Origin of the sequence: Treponema sp. (assembly GCF_052169735.1) — a bacterium.
GTDB lineage: Bacteria > Spirochaetota > Spirochaetia > Treponematales > Treponemataceae > Treponema.
Genome location: NZ_JBQNBW010000057.1, coordinates 1 through 17,262 on the forward strand (window position 1 = coordinate 1; position 17,262 = coordinate 17,262).

General features: G+C 46.5%; 16 protein-coding genes. 10 read left to right on the plus strand and 6 right to left on the minus strand.

The features are described 5' to 3' along the window. The 4 genes from ACTTJ8_RS09295 to ACTTJ8_RS09310 all read right to left on the minus strand — a co-directional run. The coding region (locus ACTTJ8_RS09295; protein WP_442721016.1) for a PIN domain-containing protein at nt 1-359 on the minus strand (359 nt) is incomplete at its 3' end. 1 nt (nt 360) lies between these two features. After that, nucleotides 361-555 carry a type II toxin-antitoxin system VapB family antitoxin gene (locus tag ACTTJ8_RS09300; RefSeq protein ID WP_442716526.1) on the minus strand — a complete coding sequence of 65 codons (195 nt, stop codon included), beginning with the start codon at nt 553-555 and terminating at the stop codon, nt 361-363. Between the two features lie 98 nt (nt 556-653). After that, nucleotides 654-1,265 (minus strand): class I SAM-dependent methyltransferase, encoded by a 612-nt coding sequence (locus ACTTJ8_RS09305; RefSeq protein ID WP_442721017.1) that lies wholly within the window; start codon nt 1,263-1,265, stop codon nt 654-656. A 16-nt stretch (nt 1,266-1,281) separates the two neighbouring features. Then, complete coding sequence (locus ACTTJ8_RS09310; RefSeq protein WP_442721018.1) at nt 1,282-3,336, minus strand: ABC transporter ATP-binding protein; 2,055 nt, start codon at nt 3,334-3,336, stop codon at nt 1,282-1,284. A 396-nt stretch (nt 3,337-3,732) separates the two neighbouring features. Between ACTTJ8_RS09310 and ACTTJ8_RS09315 the strand changes: the two genes are divergently transcribed. The 6 genes from ACTTJ8_RS09315 (at nt 3,733) to ACTTJ8_RS09340 (ending at nt 10,550) form a co-directional block, all read left to right on the plus strand. Next, nucleotides 3,733-4,722 carry a diguanylate cyclase domain-containing protein gene (locus tag ACTTJ8_RS09315; protein ID WP_442721019.1) on the plus strand — a complete coding sequence of 330 codons (990 nt, stop codon included), beginning with the start codon at nt 3,733-3,735 and terminating at the stop codon, nt 4,720-4,722. Continuing rightward, on the plus strand, nt 4,722-5,684 hold the full coding sequence (locus tag ACTTJ8_RS09320) for a GGDEF domain-containing protein (protein WP_442719417.1): 963 nt from the start codon (nt 4,722-4,724) through the stop codon (nt 5,682-5,684). Before ACTTJ8_RS09315 ends, ACTTJ8_RS09320 begins: the two co-directional genes overlap by 1 nt. A gap of 100 nt (nt 5,685-5,784) precedes the next feature. Next, complete coding sequence (locus ACTTJ8_RS09325; RefSeq protein WP_442719416.1) at nt 5,785-6,651, plus strand: DUF368 domain-containing protein; 867 nt, start codon at nt 5,785-5,787, stop codon at nt 6,649-6,651. 62 nt (nt 6,652-6,713) lie between these two features. Further along, the gene (locus ACTTJ8_RS09330) at nt 6,714-7,253 is read left to right on the plus strand and encodes a flavin reductase (protein WP_442719415.1); all 540 of its coding nucleotides are present in this window, start codon (nt 6,714-6,716) and stop codon (nt 7,251-7,253) included. Nucleotides 7,254-7,377: 124 nt separating this feature from the next. Then, complete coding sequence (locus tag ACTTJ8_RS09335; RefSeq protein ID WP_442719414.1) at nt 7,378-8,838, plus strand: hypothetical protein; 1,461 nt, start codon at nt 7,378-7,380, stop codon at nt 8,836-8,838. Between the two features lie 212 nt (nt 8,839-9,050). Beyond that, a complete protein-coding gene (locus ACTTJ8_RS09340; protein WP_442719413.1) occupies nt 9,051-10,550 on the plus strand; it encodes an NAD(P)-dependent malic enzyme in 1,500 nt (499 codons plus the stop codon). 146 nt (nt 10,551-10,696) lie between these two features. Here ACTTJ8_RS09340 and rlmB read toward each other — a convergent pair whose 3' ends face one another. Further along, nucleotides 10,697-11,653: a 23S rRNA (guanosine(2251)-2'-O)-methyltransferase RlmB gene (gene rlmB, locus ACTTJ8_RS09345; RefSeq protein ID WP_442719412.1), complete on the minus strand. Its 957-nt coding sequence runs from the start codon at nt 11,651-11,653 to the stop codon at nt 10,697-10,699. 2 nt (nt 11,654-11,655) lie between these two features. Beyond that, nucleotides 11,656-13,062, minus strand: coding sequence for an MBL fold metallo-hydrolase RNA specificity domain-containing protein (locus tag ACTTJ8_RS09350; protein ID WP_442719411.1), 1,407 nt, complete (start codon nt 13,060-13,062; stop codon nt 11,656-11,658). Nucleotides 13,063-13,271: 209 nt separating this feature from the next. On the opposite strand from ACTTJ8_RS09350, the gene ACTTJ8_RS09355 reads away from it, so the two are divergent. From ACTTJ8_RS09355 to ACTTJ8_RS09370, 4 genes are all read left to right on the plus strand, one after another. Then, nucleotides 13,272-15,548, plus strand: coding sequence for a glycoside hydrolase family 2 protein (locus ACTTJ8_RS09355; protein ID WP_442721020.1), 2,277 nt, complete (start codon nt 13,272-13,274; stop codon nt 15,546-15,548). Nucleotides 15,549-16,132: 584 nt separating this feature from the next. Further along, nucleotides 16,133-16,327 carry a TetR/AcrR family transcriptional regulator gene (locus ACTTJ8_RS09360; RefSeq protein ID WP_442719409.1) on the plus strand — a complete coding sequence of 65 codons (195 nt, stop codon included), beginning with the start codon at nt 16,133-16,135 and terminating at the stop codon, nt 16,325-16,327. Beyond that, entirely contained in the window at nt 16,279-16,497 is a 219-nt protein-coding gene (locus ACTTJ8_RS09365) for a hypothetical protein (protein WP_442721022.1), read from the plus strand. The genes ACTTJ8_RS09360 and ACTTJ8_RS09365 overlap by 49 nt, the downstream gene beginning before the upstream one ends. Continuing rightward, nucleotides 16,469-17,262 (plus strand): DUF4261 domain-containing protein (locus ACTTJ8_RS09370; protein ID WP_442721021.1); only part of this gene is annotated, 794 nt, incomplete at its 3' end. The genes ACTTJ8_RS09365 and ACTTJ8_RS09370, both read left to right, overlap by 29 nt.

Below are 17,262 nucleotides of genomic sequence, written 5' to 3' on the forward strand. Positions count from 1 at the left end.
CCAAACAAATCACTCATCAGGCTGAAATGTTTATCAAATGAAAACAAAAAAAGATCATTATTAATCGCATTTTGAGCAATTATTAGATCGGGAATACCGACTTTATTTATACCGTTTAATAGGTTTTTAGTTTGCATATCGATAATCTCGCCCCAGTCTATTTCGATATCTATTTGATTAATCATAAGCAGGAGCCGCTTCAATTCAGATTCTTTTTTCAGATTAATTGAAGGAATCAGCTCTGCCAGCACAAGGTTATTGATACAAAGCGCGTTGTTATTGATGAGTTCATTAAGCACAGCTGCGCGTCCGGTTCCTTTAAAATATTCTATCCAAACGGAGGTATCCACCAGTACCATTTTATATCCTTTTTCTCAGCGCATCTAAATCGATATCTAAATCAATTTTTCCGTAATAGTTTTTCAGCTGCTGCACTTTCTCTTTTTGGATCAAATTTTCAAGCGCACGTGTGATAACCTCTGTTTTTGTCCGAATTTTTGTCAACGCCATTGCCTCTTCGAGCAAAGGAGCGGACAGATCAAGCGTCGTTCTCATAAACATCCTCCATACAGGCATATTATAACATTGAATTATATGCACAATCAAGAATTTATATATGCACTTCCGGAGCCTTTTCAGAAATTACCCATTATTTACCCTTTCCGCGCTGTTACACACAGATACCTTTTTGCAAAAAGCGAGTCGGTTTGTATACCGGTAAAGCCTGCCGAAGTCAGCAGTGCGCTCAACTGTTCACCGGTATAGATTTTCATACCGCTGATTCTTTTCGTCCATTTTTCATCGCCTTTATGAAGCCCGTCTACTTCGTTGCAGATAAAAAAGTGCGCTCCTTTTTTGAGCACGCGGAACACTTCTTTAAACGCTGTTTCTATTTCCGGCCAAAAATAAACCGTTTCGAATGCCGTCGCAATATCGAATGAATCGTTTTTAAAGGGCATGGAAGAAACGCTTGCTTGCAGTATACGGCAGGTTCCCTGTTCGATGTACGCCTTATTGCATTTCGTTGATTGCGCAACACAGACATCGGAATAATCAATGCCGGTTACCTCTTCGCAGCCGCGCTCAAGCAATCGTTTGACATTTGCGCCTCCGCCGCATCCGATATCAAGACCGCTGCCTAAAATTTTTCCATCCAAATGCGAGAAGCCCCATTCCGCCATGCGCGTATGTCCTGAATTCATTCCCGCGACAATCAGCTTACCGATAAAACCCTCAGGCTTCCTAAAATTATCTCCTAAACTCATTTTCTCCTCCCCTGATTCACACTTTCCACTCGATGCCTTTTTGGAAATTGTCCCACATACTTGCGTACAAACCCTTCCGCGCAAGCAGTTCCTTATGGGTGCCTTCTTCTGCGATTTTGCCTTCGTCTATAACACAGATTTTATCTGCGTTTACGACTGAGGACAGGCGGTGTGCAATCATGATGACGGTTTTGTCTTTGAGCAGTACGTCGAAGGTCTTTTTGATTTTGTATTCGTTTTCGGCATCGGCAAAGGCGGTTGCTTCATCCAGCACGATGATAGGTGCGTCTTGCAATAAGGCACGGGCGATGGCAAGCCGCTGGGCTTCTCCTCCTGAGACGTATGTGCCCTTGGTGCCGTACACCGTGTCGATACCGGCGGGGAGTTTTTCGATAATGTCCATACACTCAGCTTTGCGGAGCGCTTCCATTACCTCTTCACGGCTTGCATCTTTTTTGCCGTAGCGGATATTTTCTAAAATGCTTTCCTTAAAAAGCTTATTCTCTTGGAATACAAAACCGACGGTGTGCAGCAGGTCTTGTGTTTTTATATCGCGGATGTCAACGCCGCCGATGCTGATACTTCCTGCATCAACTTCCCAAAAGCGGCCGAGTAAATTCACCAGTGTGGTTTTACCGCCCCCTGAAGGACCGACCAGTGCGGTGAGCGAATGTTCGGGGATGCTGAGTGTGATACCGTTTACCGCGGTGCGGCTCTGGGCTTGTAGGCTGGTGCTGTCGGCAGTGCCTCTAGCCGTGGTACAGTCTTTTTCTGCTGCGTTGGATGCAGCAGCTCCTCCCTCGCTGTTGTTGTGCGCTGCGGCAGTCTCTCCTGTTTTCATCGTTTCCGGCACGGTCTTTGCAGAGGCGGCAGCTGGTTCCGTCTTATATGAAAATACTACCTCGTTAAATGCAATATCATATTTTTCAGGCAGTATGGATGTTTCCGGTTCTTTGGTCAGCGGTGCTTGCAAAATATCTTCGATACGGTTGAGCGCATCGTTTGAGCGTTGATAAAACGTGTTTGCATACATAACTTTCATCAGCATCGTGTAGGTAACTGGTGCAAAGGCGAGGTAGAACACAAAGCTGTAAAAAAAATGCGGATCAAGCGTTGCTGCCCCAGCCATCAATAACGCTGCCGGAAGTAAAAAGACAAACCCGAGTTTAATGAGCGATAAAAAAATCGAATAGCCGTTTTCCCACGACATCGAATATTGGAGAACGAACTCTTTATAGTTCATAATCGAGGTGTAAAAGTTTTTAAAATAATACACAGACTGATTAAAGGTTTTGACAACCGAAATACCGCGTACATATTCGGTACCCGCGTTGTTCATCTGCTCAAGCGCGTCTTCATACTTTTGCATAAACCCTGAGTTGGTGCTAATCCGCATTAAAACAGCTTGCAGAACAAACGCAAGCACAAGCGGTAAAAGAGAAATCAGCCCGAGCCGCCAGTCGAATACCAGTGTAAGGGCGAGTATCGCAAAAGGAGAGACCATGTTCTGTGCGGTGTCAGGCATATTATGAGCAATGAGCGTTTCAAGCTGATTAACATTTTTTTCAAACACCTTGCGCACCTTGCCGCTGACATGCGTAATATGCCAGCCGATGGGCAGGTCTGCCAGCGCTTCCGCCATCCGTATCGAAAGGTTTTGCTGAATGGTAAATGCTGTCGCGTGTGAAAGCATGAGCGCCGCGTAATACAGCACAAAGCCCGCCGCCGCAGCACCGACCGCCCACAGCCCATAGCGTGCAAGAGCTGCTGCGTTCACCGCTTCTTTTGCCGCAACTGCGGAAATCACATCGCGCATCACAAAGAACACCATAATGTACGGCACAAAACTGACGAGTGCGCTTAAAGCGGAAAGCACCAGCGACAGTGGCAAAAGCCCTTTGCTGCTTCCCGCATAGCTTAACAGCCGCTTAATGGCTTGTTGCTTTGCCGGATTTCGTTCCTGCTGCTGCGGTGTCTTTTCTCCCCGTGCCGGATTTTCCTCTGTAGCATTTGCCGGGGATTGTCGCTCCTTTGCAGCGCTTTTCTCCTGCGGCTTTTTTGTATCATTCATAGAGAATAGACCTCCATATCAAATAATTGACGGTGTCGTCAGTTGTTTGATATGAAAAAATATATCCAAACAGAAACAGATTGTCAACGGTGTTTAACAATAAGATATAAAACAGCCGTAGCAGACGCTTGACACTCTATTTTTTTACGTTACAGCTCTTATTCGTGCAGAGACTTAATAAATCTGTTCGGAAATTTATGCTACTGAACAGGCTACCCTGAAATGCGATGTTCTAAATCGTGCCATTTGTGCGATTTAGAACTCGTTGACCTATTCGAAAACGCAGTTATCGAATAGGTCGAATGTTCACATGCCGTGCCGGAGTTGTTGATTTACTCAGATATTTTTTACTCAATCTCTATGCTTTTTATAATTTTTTATGCTATACTAAAGGGTATGCAGGAATCACAACTATCAGACGGCTTGGCTCTTCAAGCAAAAACATTTTTACAAAAGACTACGTTCTTTTCAGGATGGACTGATGAAGAAATCAGTGAAATTATGCAGCATACTCAATTTATTGAGTTTGAAGACGGAAGTGTTATTTTTACACCTGAAGAAAACGGATCAAGGGTTTATCTGCTGCTGAACGGTACCGTTGAAGTTCTATCACCTGATAAAAGAACCGTATTGGCAGAATTTGTAGCGGGCGAACTCTTTGGCGAAATAGCATTGCTAACAGGACAACCGCATGATGCCTTTGCAATTGCAAAGGGGCAGACCCGTTTGCTGGAATTTCCGAAAGACGGACAGCCGCTTGAAACGGTTTTTTATGATCATCCCCGTATACTTGCGCATATTTTTCAGTCATTGCTCATCTTTACCTCCCAGCGCACCCGAGCTGCAAATATGCTCATTAAAGAAAACTCCCCTGTTGTGCGGGAACTGCGCAATCAAGTATATAGCGATAAACTTTCAGGACTCTTTAACCGCACCTATCTGGAAGAAGCTTTTTCAGAGTTTTGCAAGGAGCCTTTTGCGCTCATTATGATGAAGCCTGATAATTTTAAGCAGATCAACGATACCTTTGGACACGAGGTAGGTGATTCCGCACTCATCTTTATCGCAGGCTATCTCAAAAAGAAATTTTCCGAATCCTCTATTTTGGCTCGGTATGAAGGGAATGAATTTGCTGTTCTCACCCACCGGCATGCGGATAGAGAAGCAGCCCGTACCTTTGCAGAGGAAATCAAAACAGAATTGGAGACACTCGATATTTCTCATCTTTTAAAAGGCGAAAAATTCTTTTTAAGCATGAGCTTTGGTGTTGTGCTTTTTCCTGAACACGGAAAAGAATATACGGATATTGTAACAAAGTGTTCCGGAATGCCTCTAACCGGCAGACAGCGCGGCGGCTCAATGATCTTATTTCCGGAGGATTTATAATGCTTGAAGTAAAACAGCGCTGGCTCGAAGTTTTGCAGAAGACGTCGATCTTTTCGCGGCTTACAGCCGATCAAATGGCAGTTGTTCTTTCGTCCCTTTTTTACTGTGAAGTTGAAGCTGGGCAAACCCTTGTATACGAAGGGGAGATCGGCTCTGAGCTTTTTATTATTGTGCAGGGCGGTATATCCATCTCGGTTAAGTCGGGGGAGGAAAATATTGAATTAGGCAGACTGCGCTCCGGTGATTTTTTTGGCGAAATGTCCTTGTTGGAGCAGACAGCCCGTTCCGCTACCTGTACCGCAGTGGGGAATACCGCGTGTTTTATGCTCAAAGCGCGGGATTTTTCGCAAATTATTGTAAATGATCCTCTCATTGCCGTATCGATTTTGCAGCAGATGCTTTCGAGTACGGTGTCCCGCCTGCTTAAAACAAACAGCTTTTTAACGCAGGTCATTCAGTGGGGTAATGATGCAAAAAAACGTGCCATTACCGACTCCTTTACCGGACTGTTTAACCGGCGCTATCTCGATGATAATATCGAGAATATTATCCGCCGTAGTACAGACACGGTGGGGGCTAGTTTTGCTATGGTTGATGTTGACCGCTTCGGTACCTTGAATAAAACCTACGGCAGCGTGTTTTGCGACAATATCCTCATCGCCATCACAGATGTGTTTAAAGAGAAGTTTGATCATCAAGATACGCTGATCCGGTACGGCGGCGATGAGTTTTGCTTTATCATCAGCGGCTCTTTTGAGCGGGCTAAAACGCTCTGTACCGCCGTGTGCGAAGCGGTGAATGCCATCCGCTTTAAAGAGCAGCCCGAACTGGCGGTTTCTTGCTCAATGGGCTTGGTTCCCTGTACACACAACGATGCGGTACAGGATATCTTAAAACGCTCAGATGAGGCGCTCTACCGTGCAAAAGAAGCGGGGCGGAACCGTGTGTGTACTGCCGAATAATTGAAAACTCGCGGGGACGTCGAAAAAGTAACCAAGTTTTGAGACATCTCCAGATGCCCAATAGCCTAGCAATTACCGGCATTTTATGAATAATGTAACTATGATTTCACTTATAAAGTTATTCGGTATCGGTATCTTTATCGGTATTGCCAATGTTGTGCCGGGGGTTTCCGGCGGTACTATTGCGGTTATCTGCAATGTCTATGATACATTGATCACCCTGAGTTCGCTCAATCTTGCACGAATGAAGCAAAATTGGAAGGATATTCTCAGTCTGGGGCTTGGTATCGGTGCGGGTATCCTCCTGTTTGCAAAGGTGATAACCATGCTCTATACGGCATATCCGGCGCAAACAAGCTCTTTTTTTATCGGGATTGTGGTAGGAAGTATGCCGTTTTTGTTCAAGAAAGTCCGTGCAGGTCTGCCTACCGCAGAAAACGGCGCTGCTGTGTCGGGATGGCTGTATGGAACACTTGGCGCTGGGGCTGTGGGGCTTGCACTGATGCTCGGTATGTTCTTTTTGCAGAAGCGCGGTGTACAGACCGCCGCTGTGGTCACTGCGTTTTCGAGCGGTTTTGCCGTAAAATTAGCAGTGCTGGGGGCTATTGCCGCGGTTGCCATGCTGATTCCGGGCATCTCCGGCTCATTTGTGCTGCTGATTCTCGGCGTATATCCAACGGTGCTGCAGGCTGTTGCAGACTTTAATATTCCCTTGCTGATTCCCATTGCTATTGGTGTCGGAGCGGGACTGGTTGCCGGAGCACGGCTGATAGCATTTCTGCTGGAACGCTTTCCTGCACCGATGTACGGGTTTATTCTCGGATTAGTTGCCGGTTCTGTGGTTTACCTTTATCCGCGCGTCTGCCAGCCTATTGCAATGAGGGCTGTTTCTGCAACAGTTTGTCTCATCGGTTATGCTGCTGTTTCGTTTTTTTCAAGCAGGGATACCTCTGTTAGTATGGAATAAGCATCTTCTAAAGTACAAGCTGTTTGAAAGGCTTGGCTACATATTTTGAGTGGGAGGAATATATGTTTGAATCTTTACCGGTAACGCCGGAACTCGTTGATAAGGTGATACAGCCGTTTTCTGCATTAGCTGAGTGCGGTGTCCTCGTAAGCGCAGGGCGCGGTACGGAGCCGGGCGAATGGAATACCATGACTGCCTCGTGGGCACTTGCCGGGTACTTATGGAACCGTCCTATCGCAGTTTTATTTATCAGACCCCAGCGGCATACCGCGGTATTTGCTGAAGAAGAAGACTATTTGAGTGTTTCAATTTTAGATACTGCTGACGAAAAAATGCGGGAAGCGCTCAAAATCTGCGGTACCATATCGGGGCGGGATGGAGATAAAGCGGAAAAGGCTGGTTTGACACCAGTGTACCATGACAATACCGTCATCGGTTTTGAAGAAGCCTTACTGACCGTCTCATGCCGAAAACTGTACCGGAGTCAGCTCGATATGGATTTATTCTTAGATCCTCAAGTGATTATCGATTACTATCCCAAAAAAGACTTCCATTATGTTTATTTTTGCGAACTGCGTGATGCTTATCTGCGTAAAGCATAAGCACTGTGCTGCAAAATACGTAATATAAAATCGGTACCCGCTAAAATCTATACTTGGGCATCTTCTAAAAACACAGGTATAGTTTTTAGAAGATGCCCAATAGTATTGAAAGAGGTAATAATATATGAAGAAAATAGCTGCGCTATTGGTTGTGCTGGCGCTTGCAGGTATTGGATTTGCTCAAGAAGCAGATAGTACGGCAAGTTTAGAGGATGAGCTGTTCGGCGGAGACACGGAAGCCGCAGTGCTCACACCTGAAGAGGCAAATGCCGAATCAAAGAAAGAAGGAATGTCTCTTCATGGTGATTTAAAAAACGTCTCGTTATCGCTGGAAAGCAAGGCGGTACGGATTGGCGGAAATCTTAGCTCTGAACTCACATTGGGGTATCTGTGGACTGATCCCTACCGTAAAAAAGCGGATGCAAAAAAAGCCTTTCTCAATCCTGCTATCGCTCAACTGAGGCCTACAATCGGGGCAAATCTCTTTTTTGATGCTCGCCCCGTGCAGGATTTAAAGCTGTATGGTAAATTCATGTTCGAGTTTCCCTTTGAAAAGAGCCTGAACGGAGCGCTATCTGTGCCTAAATCACCTCTTGCTCCTAAGGGAGCCGATATTCCGATTAGCATAAACGGTTCCCCCAATATGAAGATATGGGAGCTGTATACCGATTTTTCTACAAAGGATATCGCGTTTTTCAGATTTGGAAAACATACAGTTAAGTGGGGAACCGGCTATTTTTACAGCCCTGCTGATGTAATCAACCTATCCCGGATTGATCCTGAAAAACCGACTGCCGATCGGGAAGGACCGGTTTCACTGCGCACACATATCGTTATTCCGCGGACTCAGTATAATATTTGGCTCTACCTGTTGCCTGACACGGAAAGTTTTAAACCGCAGTACACCGCAGGAGCGGCAAAGGCTGAGCTTGTATTTGGAGACTGGGAATGGGGAATTGGCGGCTGGTACCGGTACGAAAAAGCGCCGCGGCTTATCTCCACACTTTCCGGCAGTATTGCGGGTAAGGTTGCCGTCTTTGCTGAAGGAGTATTTGCCTGGGGCAGTGATATTACCTATTACAAAGATGATGATGAGCTGACAGCCTATACGGTAAAGAACAAGCCCTTCTTCCAAGCAACCCTCGGAGGTTCCTATACCCATGCGGACTCACATACTATGCTTGCGATGCAGTATTACTATAACGGCTTCGGTTATACGGACACAAAGGCGGCAGACCGCATCACCGATGCCGCAGCAGCTGCAATCAAATCGAAAAGCTACTCCGATCCTACGCTCGGCAAGTACGGCGATATTACCGCGATGGGAAACAAGGGACAGCACTACATTGCCTTTACCATCTCCCAAAATAAGATCGGCACAGAAGACTTAACGGCTAGCCTTTTTCAGCAGTTTTCTATTACTGAAAAAGAGGGCATGACAACGCTCAGTTTGAATTGGAATATCTTTAAATTCGTACAGATGCGGACAGGACCAACCTTCTCATATCCGCTGAGTTCTTCTGCCGCTACAAAAGGCTCAATCGGATATAATCTCAGCTTTAAACTCGGCGGCGGAAAGTTCTAGCCGGAGTTCGGTATCGGGTATGATAACATATCCGTACTAAACCTGTTCAGAAACATAAGTTTCCGAACAGGTTTACTTTCCATCGCTATATTGGAGGGCTGCCGATATTGTTCGGTCTTTGAGGTTTGTTTATCTGCTTACTCAAAAAGAAAAACCGTGTCTTAGATTCTTTGACCTTGCCGAGTACCCATAACCGTGATACACTATCCGGTATGAAGACTATTGAGAAAGATTTACACAACATTACGGAAAATTTCCCTTCCGACTTTACGGAAAACGAGAAAGCAGCGGCCAAAACCCTCTTTTTGAAGAAACTCTCGCTTTTAGCCCATGAATTTTACGGCGGTAAATTGCAAACCGTTCCAAAATGCGGTATCTACGGCTTTAACTGGTTTAATGTCTGGTACACGCCGGGAGTGTCCGCTGTTTCTACCGGCATACGGGACAATCACGAAAGTTCGTTTACCCTGTCTAATCGCGGTAACCTTGTAGCTGTCGTCAGCGATTCCACCCGGGTACTCGGTGACGGAGACTGTTCACCTTCCGGCGGGCTTGGCGTTATGGAAGGTAAGTGTATGCTGATGAAGTATTTAGGCGGTGTAGACGCATATCCTATCTGTATTGATTCATATATCAAGCCGCATGAAGAAAAAAAATACAACTTCCCCGCCGGAAAACACTGCCCAGATAAGATCATCGACTTTGTGCGGATGCTGGAGCCGAGTGTAGGAGCGGTCAATCTTGAAGATATTCAGCAGCCGGACTGCTTTAAAGTACTGGACACCCTACGGGAGGAATGCGACATTCCGGTATGGCACGATGACGCACAAGGCACTGCCTGTATCACCCTCGCCGGGCTGCTCAATGCCCTCAAACTTGCAAAAAAGAATATCCATGACTGCCGTATTGTGCTGCTTGGCGCCGGCGCTTCCAACACTACCATTGCCCGTTTGATTTTACAGGACGGCGGTGATCCTGCAAAGATGATTGTTTGCGATTCTCAAGGGGCGCTCCATGCAGGACGCGAGGATATTAAAGCCGATGAGCGCTACTACCGCAAGTGGGAACTCTGTCTTGCAACCAATCCCAAGCGGGTTGATACCTTTGATGAAGCGATAAAGGGAGCCGATGTGCTGATTGCGCTCTCAAAACCGGGACCCAATACGGTAACCAAAGAGCAGATTGCATCTATGGGCGATAAACCGATTGTCTTTACCTGCGCAAATCCTGTACCTGAAATTTGGCCGCATGATGCAAAAGCTGCCGGAGCCTTTATTACCGGTACCGGCCGTGGCGACTTCCCCAATCAGATTAACAACTCGGTCTGCTTCCCCGGCATTTTGAAAGGCGCACTGCTTGTCCGCGCCCGTAAGATTTCCGACGGTATGGCAATCTGCTGTGCTCACTCCATTGCCGACTATTCGGAAAAGAAGGGCATTGATCCTGAAAATATCGTTGTTAAGATGGATGACGAGGATGTGTTTGCCGTTGAAGCAGCTGATGTTGCAATGCAAGCTATTAAAGAAGGGCTTGCCCGCACAACAATGACATGGGATGAAGCATTTAAACGCGCAAAAGCGGAGATTGCCGAAAGCCGTGCCCTTACCCAGCAGCTGATGGATTCAGGCTTTATCAAAGAGCCGCCGGCAGAGTTCTTTACTCAGGCGCTGGACTACGCTGTTGAGCAGATAAAGCAGCAGCGCAGCAAATAAGTACAAGCGCTGTGTATCAAGCGGTAGCGTGAGGTTCGCACAGTGTTAGGTTTCCGCAGTGTGAGGTTCACGCAGCGTTAGGCTATTAAACCTGTTCGGAAACTGATCTTTCTGAGCAGGTTTAATAATCAGCTGAGTGAATGGCGTTAGCTGTCAGGCGATCCTCCATACTGCTGTCTGCGTACCTCGTACATGAGGATGCCGGCGGCGACCGAAACATTGAGGCTGTCCAGTTTTCCCGATGTGGGAATTGCGGTAAAGGAATCGCATGAGGCTTTAAGCAGGCGGCTGATACCGGAGCCTTCGCTGCCCATAATCAACACTGTTTTGGCAGGAAAAGCGGTATGCGGGAGCGGTTCGCCGCGGGCATCCGCACCGAATACCCAAAAGCCGTGCTGCTTTAAGGTTTCCACCGTGCGTACAAGGTTCGCGGTATACAGCAGCGGCACCCATGCAGCCGCGCCGGAACTGATCTTGCCGATGGTTTCCGCATCTCCAGCGCTTCTCCGTTCGGGGAGTACTACGGCATCAACTCCAAACTGATCTGCACTGCGGATAATAGCTCCGGTGTTATGCGGATCGGTGATGGAGTCGAGGATAACAACCAGCGCTGTTTCCCGGGCGCAGAGGGCGGCAAGCAGAGCATCGGAAGAAAGAGCCGGGCGTTTTTCTTGCGGGTGTTCGTCGATCAGCAGAATCCCCCGATGGTTTTGCAAATACTCCGGAAGCGGCGCAGTAAGGCTATCCAGCTCCTGCATGGTATGCTGTTCAATATGAACACCTAACAGCTTTGCCTGCGCAATAATTTTTTTCACCCGCGGGCCTTGCTTGGCATAGAGCAGTCGAAGCGCAGTGTGTTTTGCACTGTCTGTCCGGCGGTTCGCAGCATCCGCTGACCGGTGTATACTGCCTTGTATAGCCGCGTCCTGTAATACAGTGAGTGCCGTAGCTTTACCGGCTTCTCCGGCAGCTGCGTCTGTCCGTCCCCCGGCTTGTCCAGCCTTCCCTGACTTGCCGGTGGAATCGGTTTTATTTCTTACTCCGGCTGCTTCGTATGCCCGCAGCCATTCCTCAATCGCGTGAAAACCGGTAATAATCTGCATCGTTATAGCTCAATAACATCGCCGTATTTCATAATATGCGACTCGTACTGATGTTCTTTAAGGTATGCTTGGAAGAAGCTCTGGGCATCAGGTTCGCCATGTACCATAAACAGTTTTTTAAGCGAGCTTGTGTCAAGGCTATCCAGCCAATCGGTTATTTCAGTATAATCAGCATGGGCGCTGAATGCATTGATCTGCAAAATCTCAGCCCGCACTTGATGCCATTCACCGAATATCTTTACCTCCGGCTCCCGGTTCCTGATCCTTCTGCCGAGGGTATTTTCCGCCATATATCCGACCAGCAGTATTTTAGTAGACGGCTTGGAAATATTATTAGCCAGGTGATGCGTTACCCGCCCAAATTCACACATACCATCGGCACTGATAATCACCATCGGTTCATTCGAGTCGTTTAATGCCTTCGATTCATCAACACTTGTAATAAATTTAAGGGCATTAAATCCGAATGGATTTTTATGATGTTTTACAAAGGCTTCCTGCGTTTCCCGGTCAAAGCATTCGGGATGTACCTGATAAATAGTCGTTGCATTCACCGCCATCGGCGAGTCCACATAAATAGGAATTTGAGGTATCTTTTTTTGATCAACCAGCAAGTGGAAATAATAGATCAGCTCTTGGGTACGCTCAACGGCAAAAGCCGGAATAATAATTTTCCCTTTCGTTTTAACAGCCTCGTTGACAGCCTTCTTCAGTATCTCCAGCGCATTGTGAATGTCTTCATGCCGGCGGTTACCATAGGTACTTTCTATTACTATATAGTCAACAGAAGGAATAATGTCAGGGTCGCGGATAATCGATTTGTTTTTTCTGCCGAGATCACCGGTAAAAGCAATCTTTACTGTTTTTCCGGAAGAATCCTTGGCAGTAACCAACGCAATAGACGAACCGAGGATATGCCCGGCATCAAAAAACTCCAGCTGTACATTCGGACCAATCCACACCGGACGATGATAGGACACCGTAACCACCTGATTGATGGTTTGCACAACATCATCTTCCGTAAATAACGGATGCCAATCAAATTTTTCATGTCTTTTAACCGCTTGCTTTTGGAGATACTCGGCATCCCGCGCTTGTATACGGGCAGAATCCATCAAGACAAGATTTGCTATATCCCGTGAGGCGGGGGTTGCATAGATATTCCCGGTAAACCCGTGCAGTCCGAGCAGCGGCAGCAGCCCGCAGTGATCATAATGCCCATGGGTAAGTACGGCAGCGGTCAGTTTATCTGCCGGAACATTAAAATCGCGGTTCTTTTTGTCCGCCTCCGCCCGCTTCCCTTGGAATGCTCCGCAGTCAAAAAGATACAAACATCCATCCACATCCAAAATATGCTTTGAGCCGGTTACTTCCTCTGCGGCTCCCAGAGAATAAAGGCTAATACTCATAAAAAAATGATACAAGGATTTACCCAAAATGTCAAATTTTTTAAGCAAGACCTTGCCGCCTGCTTCTAAAGAATTTCATATAGCTTCGTAAGGTGTTCCGATTGTACCTTTTGATACACAGATTGCCTTCGAGGCAGGGATTCATACTTGCATAGATGTCGTATGCTGCTTATACTATTCGGATGTGCATTAATTCGAGGAGGACTACGGTGGCACGGACAATTATACCTCTCTGGCAACAGTGGCAGTTTGCAGATACATTTGATGAAAAATATCTTGAACCGGATTGCAGCAATGAAGATTTTACGGAAGTACAGCTGCCTCATACGGTGAAGGAGCTGCCGTATCATTATTTTGATGAAAAAAGTTATCAGTTTCAATCTTGTTACCGGAGAAAATTTGCAGTACCTCCGCATTTAGAAGGAATGCGCCTCTTTATTGATTTTGAAGGGGTAATGAGTTATGCCAAGGTTTTTATCAACGGACAATGCGCCGGTGAGCATAAGGGCGGCTACACGCCATTTTCCATCGACATTACCCAAGCGGTTATCTATGGTGAAGAAGAACGCAATCTCCTGGTGGTATACGTTGACTCTACCGAACGACCCGATATACCGCCTTTCGGCGGTTCCATCGATTATCTTTGCTATGGGGGTATATATCGGGATGTCAGTTTACGGGCAGTGCCGCAGTGCTATATCAAATCAATCTATGCACAGCCGCTGCTTGTATCGGCAACAACGAAGGCTTTGGAGGTTGCTGTTGATATTGCTCATACTGAACGCATCCCTAAAACCATTGATGTATCGGCAGCGATCTACGATTCCCGCAACCGGAAACGGGCTGAATTGAGTAAGAGCATTGAAATTTCCGTACCGGATTATTCGCTATCGCTGATGATGGACGAATTAACCGGTATCCGCTTATGGACAGTGGAAAAACCGGAGCTGTACCGCGTTGAAGTAACGCTTTGGGAAGACGGTTTTATTTCCGATACCGTATCTGCGCGGATCGGCTTCCGCACCGCACAATTTACGCCCGAAGGCTTTTTCTTAAACGGCAAACGTATTCAGCTGCGCGGGTTGAACCGCCATCAGTCGTTCCCCTACAACGGGTATGCGATGCCAAAGCGGGTGCAACAAAAAGATGCCGACATTCTCAAATATGAGCTGGGTGTCAATATGGTGCGGACATCCCATTATCCTCAATCCCCCTATTTTTTAGACCGCTGTGATGAAATTGGGCTGTTAGTGTTTGAAGAAATCCCCGGCTGGCAGCATATCGGCGATTCCGCATGGCAGGATATCAGCTGTCAGAATGTCCGGGATATGATTATTCGGGATCGGAATCATCCTTCTATCGTGCTGTGGGGAGTGCGCATCAATGAATCCCCTGATTGCACAGCGTTTTATCAGCGTACCAATGCACTTGCACATGAGCTTGACCCGCATCGCCAAACAGGCGGTGTCCGCTGTATTGAAAAGAGCGAGTTTTTTGAAGATGTCTATACCATGAATGACTTTACCTACGGTACGCATGGAATACCGTCCGATTCACAGACAGCCGGATGGGTTTTAAGAACGCAGCGGGAGGTAAGCGGACTAGGGGAGCTGGTTCCCTACCTTATTACGGAGTTCGGCGGACACATGTATCCTACCAAACGGTTTGATCAAGAAGAGCGGCTGGTAAAACACGCCCAGCTCCACCTTGCCGTACAAAATGCTGCCGCCCTCGATCCGCAAAAATGCGGGGCAATCGGTTGGTGTGCATTTGACTATAACACCCATGCGAATTTCGGCTCAGGCGACCGGATTTGCTATCACGGTGTGATGGATATGTTCCGTATTCCGAAATTTGCAGCGTATGCGTATGCAAGCCAACTTTCTGCAGAAGTGCGTCCAATACTGGAACCGCTCACTCATTACACAGTTGGAGACCGTGCCGTCGGCGGAATAGCCCCGCTCGTCATCTGTACAAACTGTGATGCAGTCAGGCTTACGGTAGGCAGCACAGACTTAGGGTTGTTCTATCCGGCGGTTGACCGCTATCCCGGTCTACCGCATCCCCCTGTTATTATCGAAAACCTTGCCGGTATGTGGGGCGGTAGCTGGGAAGATGCTGTTTTTACCGGATATATAAACGGTACAGAGCGTATCACCCGCCGGCTTGCGGCTAATCCCATTGCAACAGAGCTCAGCCTTACTGTTGACGAGACAAAACTTTCTGCCGATATGCCTGATGCTGTCCGCTGTGTTGTAAAACTCCTTGATCAAGCCGGGAATGTTCTGCCGTACAGCAACGAAGTTGTACAGATTAAACTGAAAGGTCCGGGGCAGCTCATTGGTCCTCACGTAATTCCGCTTATTGGCGGTGTCCGCGGCTTTTGGATTAAAACAATAGGAAAAGCCGGCACCGTCAAAGTATCAGCGCAAACAGGAGTTTTTGAAAGCAGGAAAGTCTCCCTCCGTGTACGTTCAGAAAGCTGACCGCAATAGGAACCACTGCCATCCGCGGTAAGTTCCTGCTTAATGGTGAAGAATTTATTAATTTTTTCAGCTGTATACTTTAAGGGAGGCATTTCTTTTTTCACATCGGCATAGGGTGTTTTTGAGGAAAGAACAAGTGCACCGTCTCTCGGCACGAACAAAAAGTTTACCGCTTCACGTACGCCTTGCAGACCTTTCAAAGGAGCAATGGTTTGGCAATGGAGGAACCGTTCACCACTTAATAAAGAAAACTGCTCTCTCCAGCAGCCTGTAACAAAGCTGACAGTAGGCTGTACGGAACTTTCAGACCAAGTTTGTCAAGGAAGGGCTTGTACACGAATATCTTTGCCATATAGCACTGTGCCCTGATGCTCTGCGTCGGGGTTGCTGATTGAATAGACAAAAGAACACCGGTAGCCGAATAATGATTTTTACAGAAAAGCTAGATAGGGTTGCTGCCCCTTTCCCAAAAAAGTTTTTAAAAACCTTGATTCAAACCAAAAGTAAGCTGCTTGATACATTTCTTCCCTTGGAATATACTTCTCTTTACCGAGGATTTTCTCGGTAAAGAGAAGTTCATAAATATGCAAAGAACACGACTACTTCCCGAAGAAAGAAAAAAGGAAATTAGAAAAGCAGCCGCACGGAAATTTCTCGAAAAAGGATTTTCGGCAACCACAATGGAGGACGTGATAGCCGAAAGCGGTTTATCCGTCGGCGGGGTTGTTGATTGGAAAAGAGCCGCGATCCGAAATTGCAGTGCCTGTTTAAAAAACTAAGCACCGATGGTTTCCAAGAAATGCTTGACGCTTTCGGGCAAACGCAGAATGCCTGCGGCAGCGGTCAGCTCGATTCATTTTTATTTACTATTATGAACGCACTTACGATCGGTTTTGAATACCTTGGCGAAAGGAGATATCATGGGAATTTTGAAGAACACATTCGGTAAAAAAAATAAAAAAATGGAAACTAAAGCACCGCTCATTTTATCTATGCCGATGTTTAAAGGCGATAGCGGGTATTCATTGGAGAAAGTTATCGAGGATTTAAAATCATATTGGGGACTTACGGTTGATCAGATCGAGGGCGATGATACTACTGCCTCATTTAAAATCGGCGAAGAACGGGTAGTCATTGCGTTGATGCCTGCGCCGATACCCGCTGAAGAATTTGAATCCATGTACAGCTATTCTTACCTTTGGAAAGATGCGGAGAAAGAGGTAAAAAAACATACACAGCATGCAATAGTCTCAGTTTTAGCTGACAATACATCGGCAGTGGAAAGGTACTCTCTGTTAACTAAAGTGAATGCTTCTATTTTGAGAACGTCTGAAACAGCAATAGGGGTATATCAAGGTGCATCGACACTGTTACTCCCAAAAAATCTTTATCTTGATTTTGCTCATTTTTTATTGGAGGATATGTTACCAATTCAGCTGTGGGTGTATATCGGGATTATCAATGGAGATAAGAAAAGCAGTGCTTATACATATGGGATGAAAGAGTTCAGTAAATCCGAAATAGAAATAATCGATGCACATATGAAAGGTAGTGAAGTATATGATTTTCTATTATCTATCCTTGAGTACGTTTTAGAACAAGATGTAACGCTGCACCACGGAGAAACCATAGGATTTACCGAAGAACAGAAAATTAAAATCACAGAATCGGAAGCAATTTATTTGGATGGCACCTCATTAAAGTTGGAATTATA

Bases quoted from the DNA above. Each gene is read 5' to 3' on its own strand.
- ACTTJ8_RS09340 (WP_442719413.1), top strand. From the start codon at position 9,051: ATGAAGACTATTGAGAAAGATTTACACAACATTACGGAAAATTTCCCT.
- ACTTJ8_RS09310 (WP_442721018.1), bottom strand. From the start codon at position 3,336: ATGAATGATACAAAAAAGCCGCAGGAGAAAAGCGCTGCAAAGGAGCGA.
- ACTTJ8_RS09330 (WP_442719415.1), top strand. From the start codon at position 6,714: ATGTTTGAATCTTTACCGGTAACGCCGGAACTCGTTGATAAGGTGATA.
- ACTTJ8_RS09305 (WP_442721017.1), bottom strand. From the start codon at position 1,265: ATGAGTTTAGGAGATAATTTTAGGAAGCCTGAGGGTTTTATCGGTAAG.
- ACTTJ8_RS09300 (WP_442716526.1), bottom strand. From the start codon at position 555: ATGAGAACGACGCTTGATCTGTCCGCTCCTTTGCTCGAAGAGGCAATG.
- ACTTJ8_RS09325 (WP_442719416.1), top strand. From the start codon at position 5,785: ATGATTTCACTTATAAAGTTATTCGGTATCGGTATCTTTATCGGTATT.
- ACTTJ8_RS09320 (WP_442719417.1), top strand. From the start codon at position 4,722: ATGCTTGAAGTAAAACAGCGCTGGCTCGAAGTTTTGCAGAAGACGTCG.
- ACTTJ8_RS09360 (WP_442719409.1), top strand. From the start codon at position 16,133: ATGCAAAGAACACGACTACTTCCCGAAGAAAGAAAAAAGGAAATTAGA.
- ACTTJ8_RS09335 (WP_442719414.1), top strand. From the start codon at position 7,378: ATGAAGAAAATAGCTGCGCTATTGGTTGTGCTGGCGCTTGCAGGTATT.
- ACTTJ8_RS09350 (WP_442719411.1), bottom strand. From the start codon at position 13,062: ATGAGTATTAGCCTTTATTCTCTGGGAGCCGCAGAGGAAGTAACCGGC.
- ACTTJ8_RS09315 (WP_442721019.1), top strand. From the start codon at position 3,733: ATGCAGGAATCACAACTATCAGACGGCTTGGCTCTTCAAGCAAAAACA.
- rlmB (WP_442719412.1), bottom strand. From the start codon at position 11,653: ATGCAGATTATTACCGGTTTTCACGCGATTGAGGAATGGCTGCGGGCA.